The organism is Exiguobacterium sp. PvP048 (assembly GCF_040549175.1).
GTDB lineage: Bacteria > Bacillota > Bacilli > Exiguobacteriales > Exiguobacteriaceae > Exiguobacterium_A > Exiguobacterium_A artemiae.
Genome location: NZ_JBEPSU010000006.1, coordinates 84,171 through 108,131 on the forward strand (window position 1 = coordinate 84,171; position 23,961 = coordinate 108,131).

The following is a 23,961-nucleotide window of genomic DNA, read 5'->3' on the forward strand; positions in this document are numbered from 1 at the left end:
GCTTCGATTCTTCATCGAAACAGCCTGTTTGTGTGGTATTCACTTGAGTGTTTTCGGGCGAACGATATAGATATCACACTTCGCATAACGGGTAATGTTTTCAGAGACACTCCCGATCATGATTCGTTCCATTGCATTCATTCCGACAGCGCCACAGACAATCAGCCCTGCCCCGACACGCGGTGCGATGACTTTCGGGATTAATGTTTTCGGTGATCCGCTTTCGATGACCAGTTCAACTTCCGCTACGCCTTCCTCGACCGCCCGTTTTTGATATTTATCAAGGAGTTCCTGGGCGTACTCCGTGACATTTTGATCGATGAAGCGCTGGTTCGCACGGACATTCGCAAAGGTTTGAATATCGATGACATGTGTGATGACGAGTTTTGCTTGATCGAGTTTCGCGAACTGAATGGCTTTTTCAAAAGCTAAGTCTGCTGTTTTGGAGCCGTCGACTGCTACTAAAATCGTGTGATAATGGCTATCCATCGTCGTTCACCCTTTCCACTCTGGCACGGTTACAACATCCGGTCGTTTTCGTTCTCAAGTGCCCGGTTTTCATGGTCAAGCTTCCGCTCAGCCTCAATGCCTTCCGGTTCACTCTCTAAAATACTTTGGGGTTCTGGTTTAGGACGTCTTGCCCCTTCTTCATCCGCCAACAGAACATAAGCCCCGTGTTTGACGCTTGTCACATGTCGTTCCATGTCGCCTTCCGGCAGCCCTAACGATTGGAAGGCTTCACGGGTTTCTTCTTCCGTTACCGGCTTTCCAGTAAATCGTTCGAATAACGTCCGTTTCCCTGAAACAAGCTGTGCTGCCGATTGGCCGCGTAACATCGCCATATCGGTTTTATCTTGCAGGACGATGTATAAGTCTTCTTCCAGATATCCGGCAAAGTGTAAGTCTTCAATCTGACGAATCAAATCCGTCTCATTATCATATGTTCCGATCAACTGCTTTTTCCCCATTGGTCATTTCCCCCTTTTATACTTCTATAAGGGATATACCCAAAAAAACCAAAAGCAATGACACCAACTGCCGCTTTCTTAAGAAACCGGTCTTTTTTCTTGCGCAAACAACCGGTCCCGTTTCCGAAAGACAAGAACTACCGCCACCAGGACTGCTATGACGCTCATGACTGTCACGCCTTGTTGAAAGTCCGTTAAACGTCCATTAAAGAACAGACCGACATAATACCAAATCATGACAAGACCAAATACCCAGTCAGTATGCACGAAAATAAAAAATACGATGCCGCAGGCAAATAAAATTAACATGACGGTCACCCACTCGGATGTCGTCAGCCCAAACAAATCTTCAAACCGGAAATCACGCAGAATACGAAATGGTAAAATTAATATCTGGATACTCGACCAGGCAAGAAAAACGGAAAAAGGAGAACGCATCCACGGGGAACGGTTCGGATGATGTTGTACTTTCATATAGATGATACATAAACTGATAAACGAAATCGTTGTCAATACAAGTTCCCATGGAGGACCGACGATACTACTCGCTCCGTATCCGAGCATCGTCAATATAAACCAGCCGCTGATATCAAAAATTAATGTCCGGTCAGCCGGGTACGCTTGGACAGGCCGGATACACCAAATCAGCAAAGTCGTATAGACAACACCAAACACCGCATCCGTAAACGATGCCGGCACGATGGCAAGAGGCTCTCCCGTCGGCGGTTCATACCAGACGACACGTGCTAAAAGGACAAATAAAAAGCTGATTAAATTTAACAGGCGAAGTCCGGTCAATGATTGCATTCCTGTACACCTCCTCAGGTATTTATTTCCCGGGTGTTACATGAAGAAAACAAAAAAATACCGTTTCACCGAAACCGATTTCGTGAATAAAGAATTACAAAGGGAGCGATATCTTATGGAACCTTTCATTCAACCATTTCAGTACAATTTCATCCGTGGTCAGGTCGATGCGATGATTCAGCAATTGGGTACCGTCCATGATCCCGACGTCCGGGACGCCGTCATTTACAGTGCCTCTAAAAAAATCTTTGATTTGCTTCCGGTTTTGACTGCCGAACAGGAGGCGTTATTGATGGTGGTTCGAACCGTTCAAACCGAGACGGATTCCGCCCGGTACCTCGAGGATATCCAACCGTTCGTCCAATCTTTCCCGTCGATTACCGAACAGCAACTGCAGCAACTGTTTCGAAAAACGAAAAAGTTACGGCATCCGCCCCTTCACTCAATCGATTTTCTTAAGACGACCTATTTAAGTTGGAACGACACCGGGAATAAAAAGAAATTTTTTGTCTATCCTTTAAAAGGAGAATGGATTGGAATCGAAGGCACGTATCTGCCGACGATTCAAAAAGGCATCTGTACAATCTGCAATCAATATAGTGATGTCACCCTTGTCTCCGCCCGGACGAATCAATCAGCTGATCAATACCGGGCAATCGGAAATTATATTTGTATCGACAGTGACCATTGCAATGAGCAGGTGACTAATCCGACCGCTTTGGAGAAATTACTGAGTAAGATGAAATGAGTCAAAAAAAGTCCCCGACAGTTGTCAGGGACTCTTTGCTTGATTCAGACTTCCACATGAAATTGATTTTTCCCGCGCCGCTTCGCTTCATACATCGCGACATCCGCCTGTTCGATCAAAGCTGTCCGGGAGGTCGCATGCGTCGGATAAACAGCGCCGCCAATACTTGCCGTCATGAAGACAGGCGTGTCTTTCAGAATGAACGGCCGTTCGAATAACTGAACCAGCTGTCGGCCACATGCTTCGATGTCCGATTCGTCTTTGACATCAAATAACAGTAAAACAAACTCATCCCCGCCTTGTCGGGAGATGACCGTATTATGCGGCAATTTTTTTTCAAGACGGTTGGCGATATCAATGATCAACTGATCTCCAATTTGATGGCCGTATGTATCGTTCACTTGCTTAAAATGATCAATATCGATGAAAAACAGACCGACAAATCGTTGATGAATTTCCGCCCGGCGAAGTTCCTCTTTGAACAAGCGGGCAAACAAATACCGGTTCGGTAAATTCGTCAGTGCGTCATGATAGGCCATATGCTCCATCTCTTCCAATGCCTGTTCGAGTGCTGCCGTCCGCTCCTCGACTTTCGCCTCAAGATTTTCCCGCAACCGTTGATTGTCCATCACGATCCGAACCTGCCTTGAAATCAATAAAGGAATGGCAATCATTAAACCAATCGTCAAACCATTCCAACTGACGGCTTGACGTGCCATTGTCACAAACAAAATCAACAGGAAGACATACGGTGTCACGAGACGAATCCCGTCTAGAATCCGCCGGTTGACGTTAAATCCGATCGGCTGTTCACCAACGTCGAATATCAGTCCCGCCCCGCCAATTAATAAGACGGTCGCAATCCAAATCGGATCCAACCACATCAAAGAAATCGGAAGACTGGTTCGATCCAAAATGACGTATAATAAATCCGCAATCAACTGCAGATGAAAACCAATCAATATCATCAGAAGCGGGATACTGTTTCCACGTTTCATGACACCAAAGAACAGGATCAGCATCCCACCCAGTAACAACAGATCTCCTAATGGATAACGGAGTAATAACAGTGTTTCCATGCTGAACAGTTCCGCCTGTTCCAAATACGGCGTGACGAGATAATGCCAGGAAATCGCTCCTGTCACAATCAAAATGATGAGTTCATCAAATAGGAAAAATCGTAAATTCACTTCTGAACGGCGACTGATTAAAAAATAACAAAAAGCCAGCAAATAAAATCCGATTTGCAGACTGAATATTAAATCAATTCCATCAAATATTCCGGAACGTTCCAAGTGCTGTTGGGACACGATCAATTCTAACGTTTCGCCAATCGCCAGCGACATATTTCCGAATAAGAGCAGTAAAAATAGATGTTGCGTAAATGGACGATTCGGATGACGCCGCGCCGCTAATACCAACATGATCGTCGAAAGGACAGCGCCTAGAATCATGAACAGGCTGTTCCCTGTTCTCGAAAGGTCCGATGATGTACCGACGATTCCTAACCATAACAAATGAGACATCACCCATCCGCCGATGATGGTATAGATTAGTTTATGCATCGTCCACGCCCTTTCTTTTGTCCTAGTTCGTTTGTCCTATATGTTTATCGGCAAATCTTTCTGTTTTTTAACTATCTTTCTATCTTTTCATTATATTTAAATATTCACTGAACGTCTTGTGTTTTTTCTCAGCGATTGAAAAATTATTGTAAAACAAAAACAGGTACCGGTTGCCGAAGCAATCCGATACCTGTTTGGATTAGACATTTTCCAATGCGTGCAACGGCAGGGCGACCGTAAAGGTGCTTCCCTTTCCGACAGTTGATTCGACATGAATCACACCGTCATGTTCTTTGACGATTTCCTTACAAATCGAAAGACCAAGTCCCGTACCCCCGATTCGTCGTGTATCTGAATTATCCACACGATAAAATTTATCAAACAGATGGGCAAAGGCATATTGTGGAATCCCGATACCGTGATCGGTAATCTGAATCGTCGCATTTTCTTGATCCGCGCTGACTGTAATGTCAACCTGTCCACCGTCCGGTGAATACTTGATGGCGTTGTTGACTAAATTGTTCAGCAACTGCTTAATCCGTGTTTCGTCTCCAATAATCGCTGGTCGTTCTACACTCAACACGTGAAGTTGAATATCGTGAAGTCCGTTTGACGCCTTATAGACACCAATTACTTGATCGACGATCGAATACAAATCAAGGTGAGCCATTTGGTAACGTTGTCCACCCGATTGCATCCGTTGAACATCGAGGAAATCGGTCACCAAATTCGACAGCCGTTCCGTTTCATTATGAATCGTCGACAAATATTTCTGTTGTTTTATCGCATCAATCTCCCGATTGAGCATCAATTCCGTGAATCCGTAAATCGAAGACAAGGGAGTCCGCAATTCGTGAGACACCGTCGAAACGAGTTCTGTCTTCAGACGATCCGCTTCTGTTTCCCGGGTAATATCACGGATGACGAGGATGACCCCTTTCCAGCCACCTTCAATATCGATTCGTTCTGCATATACTTCAAGATGTGCCGAATTACCACGGACATCAAATTGAACTTTATCCGGAGAAACTTCTCCAGAACGTATCAAGTCTAAGTAATCGTTAAATCGTTCGACATCATCGACGATATTACGCATCACTTCAATCACATAACTGGCCGACGATAAAGTCCGGTCCGTCGTAAATTCGGTTTGCAATTCTGGTATCAGTTCGAACAACGGACGATTGACATATAATTCATCATTTCCGTCTTCCAGATAGATAATCGCTTCCCGGATTGAGTCGAGGACCTGCTCGGTTTTTTGTTTTTCCTGTTTCATCTCGTCATACGAACGCGTCCGTAATAAGGATAAAGTCATCTGCTGAGAAAAATCACGCATGTCCGCTAGATGCTGAGACTGATACGGTGATTGGTATCGAACCATATAGACAGCAGCCATCAATTGGTTTGTTGATGGATCGTAAATCGGCAAGGCGACTTCATGTGTACTAAAGCTGTACGGTGTATCGTCCGTTCGTGAGACCCGCTTTTCCGACTGAACGACTTTCGTCCCTAACCGCATCCGGTTCAATAAGGAATTCTCATCATCCAGTAAGGATTGAATCTGTTGTATCTTCATGCCGTTCGTCGTCGCACCGATGTAAACGCCATTGTCATACAATAATAAAGCGCCATACTCGGAAGACGTAATATCCAACATTTTTTGAACAATCGCCGGGTACGATTCGACCGTTTCCCGGACAGCGAGTGCTTCCGTTAATTCGCTGCGCATCTTCAGCTTCTCTTCGTTTTGTTTCGTCGCCTGATATGCCTCTTCGAGTTCTTCTTGTTGCGATTGTAATTCTTCTTGTTGGGCCAGTAATTCTTCACTCTGTGCCTGTAACTCTTCGTTTTTATTCTGCATCTCTTCTTTGTGTAGATTGGTCGTCACAGCCATCTGATTAAAGGATGAGCGCAACATGCCAATCTCATCTGTCCGCCGCTCCATGACATCCATCTCAATCGGCTCGTTTCGTGACAGCTTTCGATTGTCCTCAATCAGGCGTAATAACTGTTTCGTCATTCGTTTCAGGAACGGATGAACAAACAGTAATATAAAGATAATCAGGACAAAGATACTCGAGATCCAAATCCATTGGGTTTTAGTGACTTCACTCCGCAAATTCATGACAGCATCGTCCTGTTGTTGTTGCAAGTTATCACGGTATTCCTCTAATGCCGAAGATGCTTTTTCAATGTCAGGCGTAACATCAAGCGAGCCGTCAGCTGTTGGCTTTAATTGACCTTGCTCGACTAATCGTTTAGCAATTGGCAAAGAAAATAAGCTGTCCCCTTGTAAAAAGTCTTCATTGATTTGATTCGCCTTTTTTTCATTCACATACGACTGGGTTAATGGAAACAAAGCTCCATAATACAAATCATATAGATTCGTCATTTGGGCGGCAAATTCTTCTTCTTCATCCGTTTTGGCTTTACGCATAAACCAGTCCGTTTCGCTTTTGATTTCCGTACGTAACTCTTGAATTTCATCAAAGCGTTCCTGGTTACCAAAGATAACGAAGCCGCGCAGCCCAAACTGGACGGTTTGCCAGTTATCCCATAATGTATCCGCACGTTGGTTTTGTTCGCTGATGACTTCGAGATCAGAGCGAGAGGATTCAATTCGTTCTTCCATATAATCATAGACAAAAAAGGAAGTAATCGAAACCAAAAATAGGACTACATAAAACACTGCCAGTAGTTGACGTCCGATTCGTCTCCGAATCCAATTAATCATGAAATATCCTCCTCATCATTCGCTTTGAATGATGCTTTTTAAAAAATAGTTTAATCAATTAAAAGTAACATATTTTCAAAAAAAATACTTTAAAAGTAAGACAACTCCTCAAAAAAAAGCAGCCTTTTTCGTTTTACCCGAAAAAGGCTGCTTTCAAGACTTATTTCTTCGCTTTTTTAACGACAACTGTTGTTTTAGTACTTGTTTGTTTCAAGTCATTTTTAAGGTAGACATACAGCTTCGCTCCTGCTTTTTGTTTGGCAATCTTCACAGAGAACGTGCCTTTAGTCGTGACTGTTCCTTTGGCGATGACTTTTTTCTTTGCATTTTGGATATAGACATGCGCTTTCTTCTCACCAGTACCGGTTACTTTCGTTTGACCAGCTGTTACCGGCTTCACTTTTGGCGCGGCCGGAGGAGCAAGAACTGTTACGACAGTGGCTTTACTCGAACGGTTGGCAATGTCTGTTACTGTAACCGCCAGACGAGTAGCCGGTGCCAATGCTTTGACTTTGACCGTGAATTTTCCTTTGCTGTCAGCAACGGCTTTTCCGATCAATTTGTTTTTTGCGTCTTTAATTGTAATCTTACCGTTCGCAATCGCGGTACCGGTGACTTTCGTCGCTCCGGCCAATACGCGGTTCACTTTCGGGGCAGCCGGAGCTTTCCCTGGCAAGACTTCCGTCCGTTCCGATGTGACATCCAGACCGTTCGTGTAATGAATCGTCAACACAGTCGTCTTTTCCTGACGCGGAATCGTCACACTGTATTTACCGGATTTAGCTGTTGTGTTTGCTAAGGTAATCGTTTCTTTCTTTTCTTTACCGTTTATCATTGTTGTCTTGATTGTCGTAATTTTGACTTTTGTTCCGGTTTTGACTTGTCCGCTGACAACAAGCTGATTGTCATAGACCGGATTGACTTTTCCGTTTAAATGCAATTGCGAGATGGCACGTGTGATGTTGACTTTTCCGTATCCCGATACCGGACTGACGAATGCCGGGAAGTCTGGTGTCCGTTCTTTCTCATAACCCGGTGGATACTCATCTTCCATATCGTCTTCTTCATCGTACCAATCGTTCGGATTCTCAAAGGCAAGCGGTTCAGCACTTGTCCGTAAGATTGTCTCGATTTGTTTTGGCGTCAATTTTGAATCGAGTGACGCAAGAATTCCGGCAACGGCTGCGACGTGCGGTGACGCCATGCTTGTTCCGTCCATATAAACGGTATTACCGTCCGGAACAAGACTTGCAATTTTTGAACCTGGTGCGACAACATCGAGTCCGATGCCGTAGTTCGAATAATCAGCAACCATACCGAGCGGATTTGTCGCTCCGACAGAAATGGCGTATTCTGAACTGGCCGGGAAACCAACGGACATATCGTATTCGTTACCTGACGCTGCGACGACCGTTACACCGCGATCTGCCGCATATTTCATCATATATGCCATCGTCCGGCTTTCACCGCCGCCAAGACTCATATTGATGATTTTTGCCCCGTGATCAACTGCATATTTAATTCCGAGTGCGATCGCATCCGTTTCCCCTTCACCGTTGGCGTTCAAAACCTTAACGGGAAGAATTTTCGCCGATTGATGGATGCCGCGAATGCCGTAATCATTTTCAAGGGCTGCTGCAATCACACCTGAGACGTGTGTTCCGTGACCGTTATCGTCGAGTGCATTTCCGTTCCCGTTCACATCGACGTAGTTCTTTTCCTGGGCAATATCAACTTTCCCTTGTAAATCCTTCAGGCGGTAATCCACCCCTGTATCAATAACTGCAATCGTGACTGGTTTCAACTTTTGACCTGCATTGTTTTTCAGGAATTTTTCGAATCCGATTCCCGCATCCGGGAACTGTTCGACGCTCGATTTTTGGTTGAGCGACCATTGGTAGTCATAGTTGATGTCACCAGTTGCTCGGTATGTCTGAACTTCTTCGACATACTCAACAGCACTTGATTTTTTCAACGATTGTTTCAGGACTGCTGCCGACTGATTTTTAACCGTCGGATCTTCCGTGACGATGACAAACTGACCTGTTTTACCAAGCGATAACTTCTCAACGTCTGTTGCCTGTGTACCGGCGATTTTCATCGTCCGCTCTGTATGACCCGGTTTCAGCTTAACGATGAACCGTGTTTTAGCTTCTGATTTCACTTGAATACCAAATGGTTTGAAGGCATCCGTCAAATTGGATCCACCAATTGTTTCAATGTTCGCCGTTTTCGCGACTTGATTGATTTCCGTTGCGATGACTTCCGGTGATGCGTCACGAGTCAACGCGTATAAACGGTTGACCGCTGCTTGATCGGTTTTCGTCAATGTGTATGATGTACCGTTGACAAGAGCAGACATGGCCGGCTTCAGTGATTTTAAATCTTCATATGCTTGTGTCCGTTTGTCTTTGTTGAACAACAAGGTTTTGACGACGTATGGTGATGCCTTGTAGTACAACGACGTTAAACTGCGTCCTTGTTCCGACTGGCTCAACACTTGTTTTTGAATCGCATGCATCAAGGCAAGCATCGGTTTTTCGTCCGATGTTTGTTTCAGTGCTTCTTCCGCCATACAGCTGATATCGCTGATTGGCTCATATTCGACAGCCAATTTGACATTATTGTACGTCAAGTTGACATTTGCTGGTTTGACCGTCTTATCTTCTTCGATTTCCGGATAATAATCGACTTTGACGTAATATGGTCCGTCCCATGCATACGGAACAGCGATTTTTGTGACGTCCTTATCGTTTGGTTCTGCATATCCGCGGTAACGGTCAAATGTCTCATCTTTTGATGCCATCTCTTGACTAGGGTAAGCCGTTACTTCGATCGGCTGATCCGTATCAATCGATAATTCAAAATGTGTCGCCGTTTTTTCAATCCCGGCTTGATGATCGACCTTATACCAATATGTATTCGTTTTATTCGTTCCTGTTTCCAGAAGCGTTTCCTGTCCTGCCTTTAATAAGACAGCTTCCGACAATTCATTTGCCGCTGCTGTTTTAACAGCTGATGGTCCGATTCCGAGCGTCAGAATCAAACAGCTCAGCATGATCCAAATCGTTAACTTTTTCACAATGTTCCTCCTCAAGATATGATCTTACATTGTGTCTAGTATAAACAATATTTGGATAAAATGGATAGTTATTTTTAATGCGGTCACCTTACATTTTCGAAAGAAAAGGGACTTTTCACGAAAGTGAAAAATCCCTTTTTAGCTGATTATTTAAATTCGGAAGCATACTGACCGTAACCTTCTTTTTCGAGGTCGGCTTTCGGCACAAACCGTAAAGCAGCTGAATTCATACAATAACGTAAACCAGTCGGTTCAGGACCATCGTTAAAGACATGTCCAAGATGCGCATTTCCGTGCCGGCTTCTGACCTCCATCCGCTTCATCCCTAATGCAAAGTCACTTTTTTCAATGATATTTCCTTTTTCTAACGGTCGAATGAAGCTCGGCCAGCCGGTTTTCGAATCAAATTTATCATTAGAAGAAAACAGCGGTTCACCGGAAATCAGATCCACATAAATCCCGTCCGCTTTTAAATCATGATACGGATTATCAAAAGCCGGTTCTGTCCCGTCTTCCTGAGTGACTTTATATTGGATATCCGTCAACTTCACTTTGATTTGTTCATCGGTCAATTTTGAATACTTCGGTAAGTCCAGTTTTGGTTGATCTTTCCAATATCGATTGATGAACTCATCACGTCCGGATGCAGCCCGGTAAAATTTATATTTCTTTTCGCTCTTCAAGTAATAGTCTTGATGATACGCTTCTGCCTCATAAAACGGACCCGCTTCAATCAACGGTGTGACAATTTTTTCATCAAAAATTCCGCTCTCGGCTAATTCGTTCTTCGACTGTTCCGCAATCTGCTTTTGTTCCGCATTTGTATAGAAGATTGCCGTCGTATATGATTCGCCTTGATCGACGAATTGACCGTTCGGATCGGTCGGATCGATTTGGCGCCAGTAGACATCAAGTAACTGTTTATAGGAAATAACAGCCGGATCAAATGTAATCAAAACGGCTTCCCGGTGTCCGGTTGTTTCCGCCGATACTTGATTATACGTCGGATTTTTCACATCTCCACCGGTATAACCGGAAATTACGGATTTGACCCCTTTTAACTCTTCAAACGGCGGCTCCATGCACCAGAAACAACCGCCTGCGAGAATCGCCGTTTCTTCTTTGGCATAGGTCAGTTCTTTGCTCCCACTCGATTTTGCCTGTTGTTGCTGAAAGACAAAGTAGCCGCCAATCATGATTGCAATCAATGCTACGACCGATAAAATCGTCAACATTCGTTTCTTCATCCCCCTCCGCCTCCTTTTTTAAGCTTACGTCGTCCATTGTCTGACGGATGTCTTTTTTCTAATGTACCTTGATTTCCCACAGTTTGTCGCCCGGTCTGCTCTCATTCGGCACATTCAAAAAAGACGATTCATCCTGTCAAAAGAGGGAAATAAATTTAAGACATCAAAAAAACCGGGAGGGGTATTTATGTTTGACTACACCGTCAGTTCCAACCATTCAACAGAGGAAACCATCGAACGTCTCAAAACAGCACTTGCCGAGGTTTCGTTTGGCGTTTTGTGGGAGTTTGATTTAGCGAAAAAATTCGCTGAAAAAGAGTTAACGTTTGATGACCAGTATCATATCCTTGAAGTCTGCAACCCGAAAGAGGCCCATCGTGTTGTATCGGCTGAACGACGAGCCGGTTACTTTTTACCGTGTAAGCTCGCTGTATATACGGAAAATGGACAAACGAAGGTCGGCATGCCGCGTCCAACGGCACTGATTGGTCTGGTCGAAGAAGACGAGTTAAAACAAGTCGCACTCGATGTCGAACGGCAACTTGTTGATGTCATTGAAAAAAGCCGTTTGTAGCTTCATCAAAAAAAGCGATACTTTGCTGACGTACAAGCAAAGTATCGCTTTTTTGTATTCTTTCATAAAATATCCATCCAAATTTTGACGGCTGTCGCTAAAATCAGGACAGCGAGAATGATTTGCAGTATTTTCGTGTTCATCTTTTTCCCGGCGATTGCGCCGAGCGGTGCCGCAATCAAACTGGCGACGACCATGACAGCCGCCGGTCCCCAATCGACCTGCCCTGTCGTAATCTTTCCGACCGTTGCGCCGATTGACGAAATAAAGGTAATCGCGAGCGACGAAGCAATCGTCATCCGGGTCGGGATTTTTAAAACGACGAGCATAATCGGAACAAGTAAGAATGCTCCCGCCGCACCGACGATTCCGGCCCCGACTCCGACGATGAACGCGCTACTCGCCGCAATTGTTTTGTTGAACCGAACCTGATCGAGCGGAATATCATCCAGTCCTTTTTTCGGAACGAACATCATGATCGCTGCCGTTAACGCCAGTATTCCGTAGACGATATTGATGGTATCTTCCGCCAAGACATTTGATCCGTAGGCACCGATAAAACTTCCGATTAAAATGGCGCCACCCATACTTACGATTAATGACTTGTTGAGATAACCGCCTTTCCGGTAAGCCCAAACGCCGCCAATCGTCGCAAAAAAGACTTGAATCGCACTGATTCCCGCCACTTCATGGGCCGAAAAGGCAGCGAATCCGAGCAACGGCGGAATGTATAACAGCATCGGATATTTGATGATTGAACCGCCGATTCCGAGCATTCCGGAAATGTATGATCCGACAAAACCGATCAGGAAGATGGTTACGATAAATCCGATTTCCATTCGATTCACTCCTTTAAAAATGGAGGACTGTCGCCAGCCCTCCTTCAACTTGAATTACCCTTTTTGGATCCAGAATTTTAAAACGCTGGCATCTTCTTCGTGTTTGACGAGCTCATGGCCGCCTGATTTTGCCCATGCCTGTAAATCGTTTTTAGCCCCTTTATCGGTTGCGTGGATTTCAAGAATCTGACCGGATTCGAGTCCCGCGATTGCTTTTTTTGTTTTAACGATCGGCATTGGACATGCAAGTCCTTTTGCATCTAATACGAGTTCTGATTTCATAATTGTAATTCCTCCTGAAGTGATTTTTTTAGTTTAGCGAACGGCACAGCGGTTTGGACCGACTTCCATCTCACGTTGTGCTTCGAGATCCGGTGTCTGTTTCCCCATGTTCGTCTCACGGATTTCCTGGTACGCATTCGGTTGCGGCGGCAAGTTTTCTGTCACCATTTTCCGGAATGTTTCTTCGTCTTCGATGTTCAAGCCATGATTGTTGGCAAGTAATACATCCAGTTTTTCTGCGACGCTGCCGTCTTCGTTTAATTCTTCGATTAACATGAAGTGAGCAGGCAGAACAATCAGATCTTTCGACAGTTCACGGTACGTGTTGTAGAGCGAGTCTCTTAAGTCACCGACCCAGTCTTCTGCGAGACCGGCTAAATCAGGACGCCCGATTGAATCAATAAACAAAATGTCGCCCGTCATGAGATAACGATTATCGACAACGAACGAAGTCGATCCGATCGTATGTCCCGGGGAATAAAGTGCCCGTACATCAATTTGTGTATCTCCTACCTGAACGTGGCTTCCATCTTCGAGCGCTGCATAATCAAATGTGACGTCTGCCGCGTCTTTTGGTGGCAACCAATATGTCGCGCCTGTTTTTTCCGCAATTTCACGTCCACCTGAAATGTGGTCGGCATGAAGATGTGTATCAAAAACATGTGTGATTTCAAGCTGACGTTCTTTTGCATAGTCGAGGTAAACATCTGTCATACGCGTTGCATCCACGAGGACGGCTTCGCCTTCCGAGATAATCATGTAAGACAGGCAGCCTTTCCCGATGCGGACAAACTGAACGACTTCTCCACGATCTGCACCGGTTTCATTTAATGATCCAAGTGAGATTGGTTCGAGGTGTTCGCTCCAGGCTTTCATTCCTCCTGCGAGATACGAGACCGTCCGCCCTGCTTCTTCCAACAAATCCGCAACGAAAATCGACGATCCTTCCTTTGCACAGACGACGAGTACGTTTTGATCGGTCGGCAGTTGATCCAGTATGTCTTCCACACCATCAAGTAAATCAAAGTATGGAACGTTCAGATAAGAAAATTGTTCGCCTTCAATTTTCCAGTCTTGAAACGCGTCTTCATTCCGGACGTCCAAGATAAACATTTTTTCACGGCGAATGATTTTTTGGGTGACTTCTTTTGTAGTCATTGCTTGTGCCATCTGTCTGATTCCTCCTGATCGTAATTTACGAATTAAACGGTTTGATTTGTGTCGTATTTCCAGTCACTCATACCCGGAACGACGTTTTGAACGTTAAATCCTTTAGCGTCGAGTTGTTGGCAAGCTAAGTCACTGCGGTTTCCTGTCCGGCAGACCACATAAATTGTTTTCGACGAGTCGAGTTCTTCGATACGTTCTTCCAGTTCACCGAGTGGAATGTTGACGGCACTCGGGATGTGTGAAAAGGCGTATTCCGCCGTTTCCCGAACATCCAGAATCATTATATCCGCGTTGCCGCAAACGGCTTCGACCGTCTCGTTGTTGACGACTTTTTGAAATGCCGGCGCTTCCTGATCATTACCGGAAGCTTTCCGGACGTAATGACGTAGAACATCGCCGTCTTCAATCGTTCCAAGGTATTGGTTGCCTGTACTGTTGGCCCAGGCCCGAAGATCAGCCGTCGATCCTTTATCTGTCGCTTGAACTTCTACGACTTGACCCGGTTCCAGTGTCTTCATCGTTTTTTTCGTCCGAACAATCGGCATCGGACATGCTAAACCACGTGCATCAAGTACGATATCTGTTTTGATTGTCTGCAAAAGTATTCGCTCCTTTTACCTCTAGGGGTATAATTAAAATTAAAAAAATTAGTTGGTTTTACCTTCGTACGCCATCATCCCGCCATCCATATTGATGACATCATAGCCTTGTCCTTCAAGATACGTTGCGGCACGGCCGCTGCGGGCACCGGAACGGCAAACCATGACGTATTGTTTTTTCTTATCGAGTTCGTTCATTTTGAATTCGACGAGACCGAGTGGAATATGAATCGCATTTGGAATTTTACCTTCTTTGACTTCATCCACTTCACGGACATCAATAATGTTAAGTTGTTCTCCGTTCTCTAGCTTTTCCTGTACTTCTTTTGCTGTGAATCGTTTCATTTGTTATTCCTCCTCGTGTTTTTTAACGCCAAGCATTCATTCCGCCTGACACTTCCGTTACTTGCGTATATCCGGCTTTTTTTAATTGTTTGACCGCTTGTTTACTGCGCATGCCACTCTGGCAGATTACGATGACTTCTTTGTCTTTCGGAATCTTATCGAGTTGCGTCGGCAAGACTTGGAGCGGAATGTTCTTAAATCCTTTAATGTGATTTCCTTTGAACTCACCCGGTGTCCGGACATCCAAATAAAACCGGGTCCGGTCGCCTAACCGTTGCTTTAAGTCGGACGCCGACAATTTGTTGACACCTTTTGTCGGGGCGAACATCCGGTAAGCGAGAAAAGCGACAATCACTAGAAATACGATGTTCAAGATATCCACTTGCATCAATCCTCCTCGAAATTAGATGAACAGGTTGACGTTTCCGTCTTCAGCATCAGCAAGATACGCTGCTACGCCGGCATATTCGATCCCATCATGCAATTCTTCTTGCTTTAAACCGAGCAGATCCATTGTCATCGTACATGCAACCAACTTCACGTCTTGTTCTTTTGCCAGTTCAATTAAATCGGGAAGCGGCATCGCATTGTGTTTTTTCATGACGTTTTTGATCATCTTCTGGCCGGCGCCACCGAAGTTCATTTTTGAGAGCGGCATTTTGTCGGCACCGCGCGGCATGAATTTGCCGAACATTTTTTCAAGTAATGTTTTATCCGGTTGAATCGGTTCATCTTTACGCATTGCGTTTAATCCCCAGAATGTATGGAAAATCGTCACCTCATGGTCGTAAGCGGCTGCGCCGTTGGCGATGATATACGCTGCCATGACCTTATCGTAATCTCCACTGAACAAGACAATCGTTGTTTTTTTAATCTCTGACATCTGAAAAATTCCTCCATCTATTTTACCCTAATGGGTATTAATCGTTGTAAATTTTTTTATCTACTTTTCAGTAATAGTTGAACCGCTTCTGCTACAGCCTGTTCATGGTTATCGTCGGTTTCGTCATTCGTGACACACTCAATTAGATTTTCACTGACGACAAGTCCAATGACACGATCAATCGCGCTTCGTGTCGCACTCAGTTGAGTGACAACATCTTTACAGGACGCTTCTTCTTTCATCATCCGGATAATACCGTGAAGCTGACCTTCAATCCGGTTCATCCGGTGAATGATTTTGTCTTCATACACTTTTTCCATGCGAAGAACACTCTCCTTTTTCCGTGTGACCTGTGTCATACCTAATGGCTACATTCCATACAATAATACCTACAGGGGTATATGTCAACGAAAAAGTTTTTAGTCGGATCCACCGTGTTGATTGATCCATTTTTGGGACAGACGGGTTGTCTCTCCTTTAAGCGTAATGAATTGAAACATCCTTGGATCAATCTGCGAATCATCATATGTCTGAAACCGTTCTGATTCGAGCAGGCTTCCCGCCAAACGTTCTGAAAGAATCGAGATTCCCGTTCCATTTTTGATTAACTGTTTAATTAACCGGTTGGAATATACCGTGATGATCCGCTTCGGAACAATTGCTTGTGTCTGCAGCCACGTTTCCAGTGCTAAACGTGCGGCTGATCCCTCTTCCCGGTAAATCCAGGTTGCCTGTTCCGGAACCAGATGATGATGACCGATGATGCGCAGTCGATCTGTCGCAAAAGGAATGGCTTCGATTTGGTGCGAGCGATGCAGTCCTTCTACCATACCTAAATCAATCTCGTAATGGAGCAAGGCCTGTTCGACTTGTTCCTGATTCATGACGCGCGCATCGACGGAAACATCCGGATAGACCAGCAAAAAGTCGTGAATCATCTCTTCTAACATCGCTTCGTAGATCGTATGTGTGGCCGCGATTCTGAGCGTCCCGCGTGTAATGCCTTCCAACTCATCCATTTCCTGCTCGAGCCGGATCGCTTGGTGCAAAATTTCCTTGGCATGCCGGTACACAATCCATCCCGCTTCCGAGATTTCAATCGTTTTATTAAAGGTATGGCGATGAATTAAACTTTGTCCAAAATGTTCTTCCAAATGTTTTAAATGGAGACTGACCGTCGGCTGTGAAATGTATAAGCGGTCCGCTGTTTTCGTAAAATGTTTGGTTTCGACCAACGCGACAAAGGTCTTCAGTTCATTAAAATTCATAGATTCACCTCATTTATTTTTCTAATCGTTACGATCAGTATAATTCATTTTCCTAATCATTACTTTCCCCGTAGAGTCATCTGTATCACTTTATAGAAAGAAGGAACACTCTTGGATTTATTACTTTTTCTTGTACTCGGAGCCGCAATCGGCATTCTATCCGGTTTTTTCGGAATCGGCGGGGGCATCATCCTGACCCCTCTTTTATTGATATTAGGATACACTCCGAGCACCGCAATCGTCTTAAGTTTACTTTTGACACTCGGTTCGACGGTGACAGGCACCTTTGCCCATCTCCGTCAAAATAACTTTCACCTTCGGGATGCTGTCACGATTGGCGTTTCCGGTATCATCGGCTCCGCTGCGATTACGCCTGTCGTCTTTTGGATGGAACGGCACAGCGGTGCCGATACGGTCATCTCCACCCTTTACATCGTCCTGCTCCTGTTGTTTGCCATCCAGTTTTTGAAACCGGCTAAAAAAGTGGTTCAGGAGACATCTGTGCCGCACGCCTCGTTTTATAAACTGGTCGCAATCGGTGCCGCTGCCGGAATCCTGTCGTCTTTGATGGGGGTCAGCGGTGGATTTTTACTGACACCACTCTTGATGGGATGGGTGCGTTTCCCGCTGAAGCAAGCAATCGGAACAAGTATTGCGGCAGCTACGTTGATTGTACTCGGCGGCGTTACGAGTTATTTCATGTCAGGTACACAGGCTCCGCTTGCTTTAGGGATTGCTCTAATCATCGGAGCACTCATCGGCTCGCCGCTTGGCGCATCATTCCTCAATCTCTTCAGCAGTCAATTCGTCAAAAAGAGTCTGGGCAGTTTTTATGCCGCCGTTGCAGCCAGCGTGTTCTTAAAAACTACGCACTATGAACAACTCTCGTTACTTCTGCTCGCCTTGTTTACGACCAGTTTGATCGGTGTATTCTTCTATCAAAAAGTAATTCAACGTCAAACAAAAGACTGCCCTTAACGGACAGTCTCTTGTTTGATTTTTTCAGGTTTTAAGACTTTCGCTTCTTTCTTTTGACGCATCCGTTCGGCGTTCATCAATCCACCGAGCATCAGGACGACAGATGACAAATAGAACCACGTCATCAGGACGATAATTCCGGCCAGTTGTCCATACAGACGGTCGTAACTGCCGAATTCCGCGTAATACGAGAAGAATTCAGAAACAGCCTGCCAGGCGATTGTCGCAAACAATGCACCCGGTAAGACTTGACGGACTGTCAACCGGACACTCGGTAGAACACGATACAGCAGAATGAAGAAGACGAGCAGGAACAATGATCCGAGTCCCCAACGGAATAAAAACCAAATCCAGGAGTAGTTCGTGACGACATCATTGACGATCGCAAAATGCGTGATGAAACGCCGCGTTAACTTTTCAGCAACCGGAACGAGAAGCGACATCGGTAAGATAATCATCATTCCGACCGTAAAACCAAAGTCCTGCAGTAACCCTCTCCAAAACGGCACTTTCCGCGTGACTTCTAGCGCATCATTTAACGAACGGACCAGTGACTGGACCGACATCGAAGCGAGCCAAAAGGCTGCCAGGAAGCTGATCGAGGCCAGTTTCAGGCCCCCGTTATCAAAAATCCCGACGACATTTTTCCGGATTAAATCATAGGTTTCCGCCGGAGCAAACGGACGGATCAAATCGAGGACGTCACCCGATGTGAACGGTAAAAAAGACACAAGGCCCACTACGAATAATAAAAATGGGAATAAGGACAACATCAGATAATAAGCAAGCTGAGCCGATTTATCAAAAAAGGCTTCGCCAAAGAATCGGGCAAATACAGGTTTTAATAATGACATAACAATTTCCTCACTTTCGAATAGTTCTCTCCTCTATCCCCCTTTCCATACACTTCCTAAACTTTTAACGTCTTTTGAACTTGTAAGTAAGCGTTTAACGATTATCGTTTGGCACAAAGCGCAAGCAAACGGTACACTGAAGCAAGAACCATCGTCGTGTTGGATAAAGAAAGGATTTACGCCGTGTCTACTTTACTCACTGAAGCCGAACGCTTTTTTCATGACTATATAGAACAATACCCGCAAGAGGCACATCGCCTGCATGAAGTGCGCGAAGAAATTTTGCGGACAGGTACGTATACGCAAACGCTTCAAGAACTGACTTATGGAGCAAAACTCGCCTGGCGGAACAGCAACCGCTGTATCGGGCGCCTCTTTTGGGAGCAACTTCACGTCATTGACGCCCGGGATGCCCTGACTGTGGAATCGATCCGCGACACCTTGTTTCATCATATGGAGTACGCGACCAACGATGGACGGATCCGTTCGACGATTACGATTTTTGATCCCGACCGGGTCCGCATCTTGAACCATCAATTAATCCGTTATGCCGGTTACGACACCCCGGACGGTATCATTGGGGATTCGGCTTCAATCGCCTTCACTCAGTTGTGTGAGTCGTTCGGATGGAGCGGATCTAAAACCGATTTCGATATCTTACCGTTACTGATTGAACTTGACGGCCAAGTCAGTCTGCATCCGATTCCGGATGAACTGGTGCTGGAAGTCACGATTCAACATCCCGAGCAAAATCTGTTTGGGGACCGGACAATCAAATGGTATGCCGTGCCGATGATTTCCGATATGCGGCTTGAAGTCGGCGGTATTTCCTATCCGTGTGCTCCATTCAACGGTTGGTACATGGGAACAGAAATCGGTGCCCGAAATTTGGCCGATACTGACCGCTACGATCTTTTGCCGCTGGTCGCCAAACAACTTGGACTGAATACGTCACGGGAGCGGTCGTTATGGAAGGACCGAGCACTCGTCGAGCTCAATTATGCCGTTCTTGATTCGTTTGAACGGAGCGGTGTGACAATCGTCGATCATCATACGGCAACGAAACAATTTGCCCGGTTCGAAAAAAATGAAGCGGCCTGTGAACGGGACGTAACCGGAGAATGGTCCTGGCTCGTACCGCCCATGAGCGGTGCCGCGACGCATGTCTTCCACAAAGATTTCGATCCGACCGTCAAACGACCGAATTTCTTCGCCCGTTCTGCTCCTGCGGAAGAACCAAGCGTTCCAAGCGGCTGTCCGTTTCATCAGGAGGTGTCCCGATGAACTACGTGGAAACACTCCGTAAACAGGTTGGACATACCCCGCTAATTCTCGTCGGTGCCGTCGTTCTCGTCGTCAAGGACGGACATATTTTGCTCGAGCAACGGAATGAAGCACAGGCCCGGTTCGGACTGCCGGGGGGTCTGATGGAATGGGCTGAATCAACAGATGAAACCGCACGCCGTGAATTGCTAGAAGAGACGGGACTTATCGCCGAAAAACTGACTTTGCTTGGTGTCTATTCCGGAAAAAATTATGTCACGACGCTTGCGAACGGCGATGTCTTTCAAAGCGTTTCGCTCGCTTACGTTGCTTCCGAAACGACCGGAACGTTGCGGATTAGCGCAGAAAGTGTTGCGTTAACGTATTTCTCTTTGAAAGATTTACCGGAGCAAATCGTCGGTTCGCATCGGGTGATGATTGAGGACTATTTAAACCAAAATTGACCTAAATTTTCATTGAGTAAATGACCATACGCCTTCTTCAGTAAACGAAAGAAAGGCGTTTTTGGTTTTAATTTTTATTTTTTAATTTCTCAACAGCTTCATATGTTATAAAATGGAATTAAAATATGATGACTTGGAGATGTATTATGAAAAAATTACTTGTATCCGCTTGCTTATTTTCGGTTTTGAGTATTCAACCTCTACATTCTGAAGCTGCCTCTTACTCTAAAAAAATCAAACAAGACTTTACTATCTATGATCAGGCTAAGAAAAAGTATACTGTTTCAATGCGTTCATCTAAAGCAAGTTGCCACAAAGCTACTTCAAATGATATTTGGTGGATTAAAGGTAAGGACGAGTTATGTAGCGGAAAATTTGTTCTTTATTTGAACGGGAAATCTACCAATTACAAATATACGTATACCAAATCAAATCCTTATGTATTCAGTACGACAGATGCCAAAACAAGTGCCGTTCTCAAAAACAAAACAGGATACCCTACTGTTTTTTCGCTGACAAACAAAGAAACTTATTCGTTTCTTAACCTAAAAACATACACAGTTTTAAATAAAAAACTCACAAAACAAAGTAACACTCTAACGTCGTATGCAATCAAACCAAAGATGAACGGCAATTTAGTACAGGCTCCTATTTATGATAATGGTGGTTATGGATTCGGTTACGTCTTTAATGACCTTACAGTAAGCGGTACAAAATGGATTGATGAACGTTCACACGATTACATCTCACAAGATCCAAACAGTAAAAGATATAAAAATGGTGTAAGCGAAATGAAAAAATATCAAAATTCATTGAGTTATTTTGTAAAATAACTGTTAGGGGAAGAATTGAGGTTTTTTAATGATGAACAAAATCATGCTCGTCATGCTTGGTGGTACAGGGATCTTATTTGCGATCTTTGCCGTCATCGTCATGATCAGCTTATGGATGTAACAAAAGACGGGATCTACAGAGTCGCCTCAAAGGCCGTTCTGAAGATCCCGTTTGTTTAGACACTGATTGGTTTTTGCATGATGAATTGTTTGAGGTCCCGTTGTTGCCACCCGGCTTTAAGTAATTCTTCCCACACCTGCTGATTCGTTGATTGTAGATGGTAGAGTTCGCCTGCCAATCGGCGTGTCGCTTCGGTCGCGACACGGGCCACTTCTTCCTCATCTGTCAAAATGGCAAAAATTGATTCATTGACTGCGGCAATAAAGGCACCATCAAGTTCGTAGTAACGGGCTTTCGCCAGTTTCATAACACCCGGATCCTGTTGCCAAATGTATTCGTCCTGCTGTATGTACCGCCGTTCAAAAGCCACTTGATCAATTTCAACAAGCGGTTCAACCTGTCCCGATTCTTCTTTATGAAAATAACCGAGTTCACTGACAGTTTGATAACCGAAACTCTTGTATAAGGTAATCGCCGGATCATTACCTTGAATGACTTCAAGCATCAAACAGTCGACATTTAACGACTTGGCATAACTCAGTTGCGCATCATACAAGGCTTTGGCAATTCCAAGGCGCCGGTACTGCGGATCGACCGCCAGTCCGCCGCAACGCATGACCGTTTTTTTCTTGATCGTCTTCAGCCCGTTCAGCCAAATCGCGACCGGTCGTTCGCCGTGATAGGCAATAAAAGAATGCTCCAACTGATTGAAGTCCCGTTCTAAAATCCGGGTTTGAAATACTTCGAGTGACAAACCCAGGGGAATGATGTAATCGCTGAACCCTTCCTTCATGACTGAATACGCCGTTTCTACATCAGGTGCCCGTTTAATGTGAATCACTTCGGATCGCCCCTTTCTCTACAATTGTTCGCCTTTTCGGCTGTTCATTCCTGCCGGCAGCAAACAAAAAACCATCCAAAAATAATCCTGGATGGCATGAGTGTTTATTGTTGTAATTTTGAACGTGATCTTCCGTATCCGAAGTAGACGAGCAGACCGATCGCTGTCCAGATGAAGAAAGCAATCCATGTGAATGTTTGAAGGTTCAACATCAACATGATGCAGGCAAGGACGGAAAGAATCGGTAAGAATGGAACCCATGGCACTTTGAACGCCCGCTTCAGATCAGGACGCGTTTTCCGTAAGATGACGACGGCAATTGAAATCAGAGCGAATGCTGCGAGTGTTCCGATATTGATCAATTCTGCCAGTGTACCGAGCGGAACGAATCCTGCGATCAAACCGGCTGTTGTTCCAAGAATCCATGTTGCTTTGACAGGCGTATGTGATTTTTCATTCACGTCTGAGAAGATTTTCGGCAATAATCCGTCACGGCTCATCGCGAACAGGAGACGAACCAGACCAAATGTCATAACGAGGATAACGGTCGTCATACCGACGATCGCACCTAAGTCGACGAAACCTGCGACCCAGTCCTGACCTGCTACTTTTAAGGCTAACGAAACCGGGCTGTCGACCCCTTCAAATTGTTTGAATGGTACGATTCCGACCATGATGGCGGATACGACGACGTATAGTACGGTAACGATGGCAAGTGATCCTAAGATTCCGATCGGCAAGTTACGGCCCGGATCTTTTACTTCTTCTGCTGCTGATGTAACAGCATCAAAACCGAGGTATGCGAAGAAGGCGATGGCTGAAGCCTGTAAGACACCACTGATACCGAACGGTGCGAACGGTGTGTAGTTGCCCGGTTCGACGTACCAGATGCCGACGACGATGAACAAGACAACGACCGCTACTTTTACAAGAACCATGATATTGTTGACACGTTTTGTTTCTTTAATACCCATTGAGAGCAACAGCGTGATGACCATCAAGATCAAGAACGCCGGTAAGTTGAAGAATGTTTCGCTTCCCGGTACAGCACCTGGTGCTGCCGTTAACGCTGTCGGCAGACTGACACCGAATCCGGATAATAGTGATTGGAAATAACCGGACCAACCTGTCGCTACGGCACTTGATGCCAAACCGTATTCCAGGATGAGACACCAACCGATGATCCAGGCAACCAGTTCCCCGATTGTGGCGTAGGTGTACGTGTACACACTACCCGAGACGGGAATCATCGATGAGAATTCGGCGTAACAGAGAGCCGCTAATGCACAGACGATAGCAGAAATAATAAAGGCAACCGGTAATGCGGGTCCTGCATACAACGCTCCTGTTCCGGTCAGGACAAAAATCCCTGTTCCGATAATTGCACCAATCCCAAGTAAAACTAAATCAAAGCCTGATAAATGCCTTGCCAGTTTGGAATGGCTCTTTTGATCCATCATCACACTGACATCTTTCTTACGAAGCAAACTCAT

Annotated in this window: 25 protein-coding genes; 6 read left to right on the forward strand and 19 right to left on the reverse strand. The window is 45.1% G+C overall.

Annotated elements, in window-relative coordinates:
* Positions 1 to 39: 39 nt before the first annotated feature.
* The 3 genes from ABIC15_RS11620 to ABIC15_RS11630 all read right to left on the reverse strand — a co-directional run bounded on the left by ABIC15_RS11620 (position 40) and on the right by ABIC15_RS11630 (position 1,775).
* Positions 40 to 489: a universal stress protein gene (locus tag ABIC15_RS11620; protein ID WP_354020763.1), complete on the reverse strand. Its 450-nt coding sequence runs from the start codon at positions 487 to 489 to the stop codon at positions 40 to 42.
* Positions 490 to 518: 29 nt separating this feature from the next.
* The gene (locus tag ABIC15_RS11625; RefSeq protein WP_131503369.1) at positions 519 to 968 is read right to left on the reverse strand and encodes a general stress protein; all 450 of its coding nucleotides are present in this window, start codon (positions 966 to 968) and stop codon (positions 519 to 521) included.
* A gap of 78 nt (positions 969 to 1,046) precedes the next feature.
* Positions 1,047 to 1,775: a hypothetical protein gene (locus tag ABIC15_RS11630; protein ID WP_214855591.1), complete on the reverse strand. Its 729-nt coding sequence runs from the start codon at positions 1,773 to 1,775 to the stop codon at positions 1,047 to 1,049.
* A gap of 115 nt (positions 1,776 to 1,890) precedes the next feature.
* Here ABIC15_RS11630 and ABIC15_RS11635 point away from each other — a divergent pair, with 115 nt between their 5' ends.
* The gene (locus ABIC15_RS11635) at positions 1,891 to 2,523 is read left to right on the forward strand and encodes a FusB/FusC family EF-G-binding protein (RefSeq protein ID WP_165871670.1); all 633 of its coding nucleotides are present in this window, start codon (positions 1,891 to 1,893) and stop codon (positions 2,521 to 2,523) included.
* Positions 2,524 to 2,567: 44 nt separating this feature from the next.
* Here ABIC15_RS11635 and ABIC15_RS11640 read toward each other — a convergent pair whose 3' ends face one another.
* From ABIC15_RS11640 to msrB, 4 genes are all read right to left on the reverse strand, one after another.
* The gene (locus tag ABIC15_RS11640) at positions 2,568 to 4,088 is read right to left on the reverse strand and encodes a diguanylate cyclase domain-containing protein (RefSeq protein WP_354020764.1); all 1,521 of its coding nucleotides are present in this window, start codon (positions 4,086 to 4,088) and stop codon (positions 2,568 to 2,570) included.
* A 199-nt stretch (positions 4,089 to 4,287) separates the two neighbouring features.
* Positions 4,288 to 6,825: an ATP-binding protein gene (locus ABIC15_RS11645; protein WP_131503365.1), complete on the reverse strand. Its 2,538-nt coding sequence runs from the start codon at positions 6,823 to 6,825 to the stop codon at positions 4,288 to 4,290.
* A gap of 160 nt (positions 6,826 to 6,985) precedes the next feature.
* Positions 6,986 to 9,907 (reverse strand): S8 family peptidase, encoded by a 2,922-nt coding sequence (locus ABIC15_RS11650; protein ID WP_354020765.1) that lies wholly within the window; start codon positions 9,905 to 9,907, stop codon positions 6,986 to 6,988.
* Positions 9,908 to 10,053: 146 nt separating this feature from the next.
* Positions 10,054 to 11,154, reverse strand: a complete 1,101-nt coding sequence (gene msrB / locus ABIC15_RS11655) for a peptide-methionine (R)-S-oxide reductase MsrB (protein ID WP_354020766.1) — start codon at positions 11,152 to 11,154, stop codon at positions 10,054 to 10,056.
* A 187-nt stretch (positions 11,155 to 11,341) separates the two neighbouring features.
* Between msrB and ABIC15_RS11660 the strand changes: the two genes are divergently transcribed.
* Positions 11,342 to 11,728 (forward strand): DUF302 domain-containing protein, encoded by a 387-nt coding sequence (locus ABIC15_RS11660; RefSeq protein ID WP_354020767.1) that lies wholly within the window; start codon positions 11,342 to 11,344, stop codon positions 11,726 to 11,728.
* A gap of 62 nt (positions 11,729 to 11,790) precedes the next feature.
* Here the strand turns inward: ABIC15_RS11660 and ABIC15_RS11665 are convergent, their stop codons facing one another.
* From ABIC15_RS11665 to ABIC15_RS11705, 9 genes are all read right to left on the reverse strand, one after another.
* Positions 11,791 to 12,567 carry a sulfite exporter TauE/SafE family protein gene (locus ABIC15_RS11665; RefSeq protein ID WP_354020768.1) on the reverse strand — a complete coding sequence of 259 codons (777 nt, stop codon included), beginning with the start codon at positions 12,565 to 12,567 and terminating at the stop codon, positions 11,791 to 11,793.
* A 54-nt stretch (positions 12,568 to 12,621) separates the two neighbouring features.
* Positions 12,622 to 12,849 (reverse strand): sulfurtransferase TusA family protein, encoded by a 228-nt coding sequence (locus ABIC15_RS11670; RefSeq protein WP_012369262.1) that lies wholly within the window; start codon positions 12,847 to 12,849, stop codon positions 12,622 to 12,624.
* A 33-nt stretch (positions 12,850 to 12,882) separates the two neighbouring features.
* Positions 12,883 to 14,019 carry an MBL fold metallo-hydrolase gene (locus ABIC15_RS11675; protein WP_354020769.1) on the reverse strand — a complete coding sequence of 379 codons (1,137 nt, stop codon included), beginning with the start codon at positions 14,017 to 14,019 and terminating at the stop codon, positions 12,883 to 12,885.
* Between the two features lie 32 nt (positions 14,020 to 14,051).
* Positions 14,052 to 14,618 (reverse strand): sulfurtransferase TusA family protein, encoded by a 567-nt coding sequence (locus tag ABIC15_RS11680; RefSeq protein ID WP_012369260.1) that lies wholly within the window; start codon positions 14,616 to 14,618, stop codon positions 14,052 to 14,054.
* 48 nt (positions 14,619 to 14,666) lie between these two features.
* Positions 14,667 to 14,963 carry a rhodanese-like domain-containing protein gene (locus ABIC15_RS11685; protein ID WP_012369259.1) on the reverse strand — a complete coding sequence of 99 codons (297 nt, stop codon included), beginning with the start codon at positions 14,961 to 14,963 and terminating at the stop codon, positions 14,667 to 14,669.
* Between the two features lie 22 nt (positions 14,964 to 14,985).
* Positions 14,986 to 15,351, reverse strand: a complete 366-nt coding sequence (locus ABIC15_RS11690; protein ID WP_012369258.1) for a rhodanese-like domain-containing protein — start codon at positions 15,349 to 15,351, stop codon at positions 14,986 to 14,988.
* Between the two features lie 15 nt (positions 15,352 to 15,366).
* On the reverse strand, positions 15,367 to 15,846 hold the full coding sequence (locus ABIC15_RS11695) for a DsrE/DsrF/DrsH-like family protein (protein ID WP_014969361.1): 480 nt from the start codon (positions 15,844 to 15,846) through the stop codon (positions 15,367 to 15,369).
* A 56-nt stretch (positions 15,847 to 15,902) separates the two neighbouring features.
* The gene (locus ABIC15_RS11700) at positions 15,903 to 16,166 is read right to left on the reverse strand and encodes a metal-sensitive transcriptional regulator (RefSeq protein WP_012369256.1); all 264 of its coding nucleotides are present in this window, start codon (positions 16,164 to 16,166) and stop codon (positions 15,903 to 15,905) included.
* A gap of 99 nt (positions 16,167 to 16,265) precedes the next feature.
* Positions 16,266 to 17,114, reverse strand: a complete 849-nt coding sequence (locus ABIC15_RS11705) for a LysR family transcriptional regulator (RefSeq protein ID WP_131503354.1) — start codon at positions 17,112 to 17,114, stop codon at positions 16,266 to 16,268.
* 111 nt (positions 17,115 to 17,225) lie between these two features.
* On the opposite strand from ABIC15_RS11705, the gene ABIC15_RS11710 reads away from it, so the two are divergent.
* Positions 17,226 to 18,092 (forward strand): sulfite exporter TauE/SafE family protein, encoded by an 867-nt coding sequence (locus ABIC15_RS11710; RefSeq protein WP_354020770.1) that lies wholly within the window; start codon positions 17,226 to 17,228, stop codon positions 18,090 to 18,092.
* On the opposite strand, the gene ABIC15_RS11715 is transcribed toward ABIC15_RS11710, so the two are convergent.
* Positions 18,089 to 18,946, reverse strand: coding sequence for a YihY/virulence factor BrkB family protein (locus ABIC15_RS11715; protein ID WP_012369253.1), 858 nt, complete (start codon positions 18,944 to 18,946; stop codon positions 18,089 to 18,091). The two genes, ABIC15_RS11710 and ABIC15_RS11715, sit on opposite strands and share 4 nt — an antisense overlap.
* A 183-nt stretch (positions 18,947 to 19,129) precedes the next feature.
* Between ABIC15_RS11715 and ABIC15_RS11720 the strand changes: the two genes are divergently transcribed.
* From ABIC15_RS11720 to ABIC15_RS11730, 3 genes are all read left to right on the forward strand, one after another.
* A complete protein-coding gene (locus tag ABIC15_RS11720; protein WP_012369252.1) occupies positions 19,130 to 20,230 on the forward strand; it encodes a nitric oxide synthase oxygenase in 1,101 nt (366 codons plus the stop codon).
* Complete coding sequence (locus ABIC15_RS11725; protein WP_214850567.1) at positions 20,227 to 20,673, forward strand: NUDIX hydrolase; 447 nt, start codon at positions 20,227 to 20,229, stop codon at positions 20,671 to 20,673. Before ABIC15_RS11720 ends, ABIC15_RS11725 begins: the two co-directional genes overlap by 4 nt.
* A gap of 146 nt (positions 20,674 to 20,819) precedes the next feature.
* Positions 20,820 to 21,506, forward strand: a complete 687-nt coding sequence (locus tag ABIC15_RS11730; RefSeq protein WP_012369250.1) for a hypothetical protein — start codon at positions 20,820 to 20,822, stop codon at positions 21,504 to 21,506.
* A 176-nt stretch (positions 21,507 to 21,682) separates the two neighbouring features.
* On the opposite strand, the gene ABIC15_RS11735 is transcribed toward ABIC15_RS11730, so the two are convergent.
* Both ABIC15_RS11735 and bcaP read right to left on the reverse strand, forming a co-directional pair.
* A complete protein-coding gene (locus tag ABIC15_RS11735; RefSeq protein ID WP_290829363.1) occupies positions 21,683 to 22,468 on the reverse strand; it encodes a GNAT family N-acetyltransferase in 786 nt (261 codons plus the stop codon).
* Positions 22,469 to 22,572: 104 nt separating this feature from the next.
* On the reverse strand, positions 22,573 to 23,961 hold the full coding sequence (gene bcaP / locus ABIC15_RS11740) for a branched-chain amino acid transporter BcaP (RefSeq protein WP_114597024.1): 1,389 nt from the start codon (positions 23,959 to 23,961) through the stop codon (positions 22,573 to 22,575).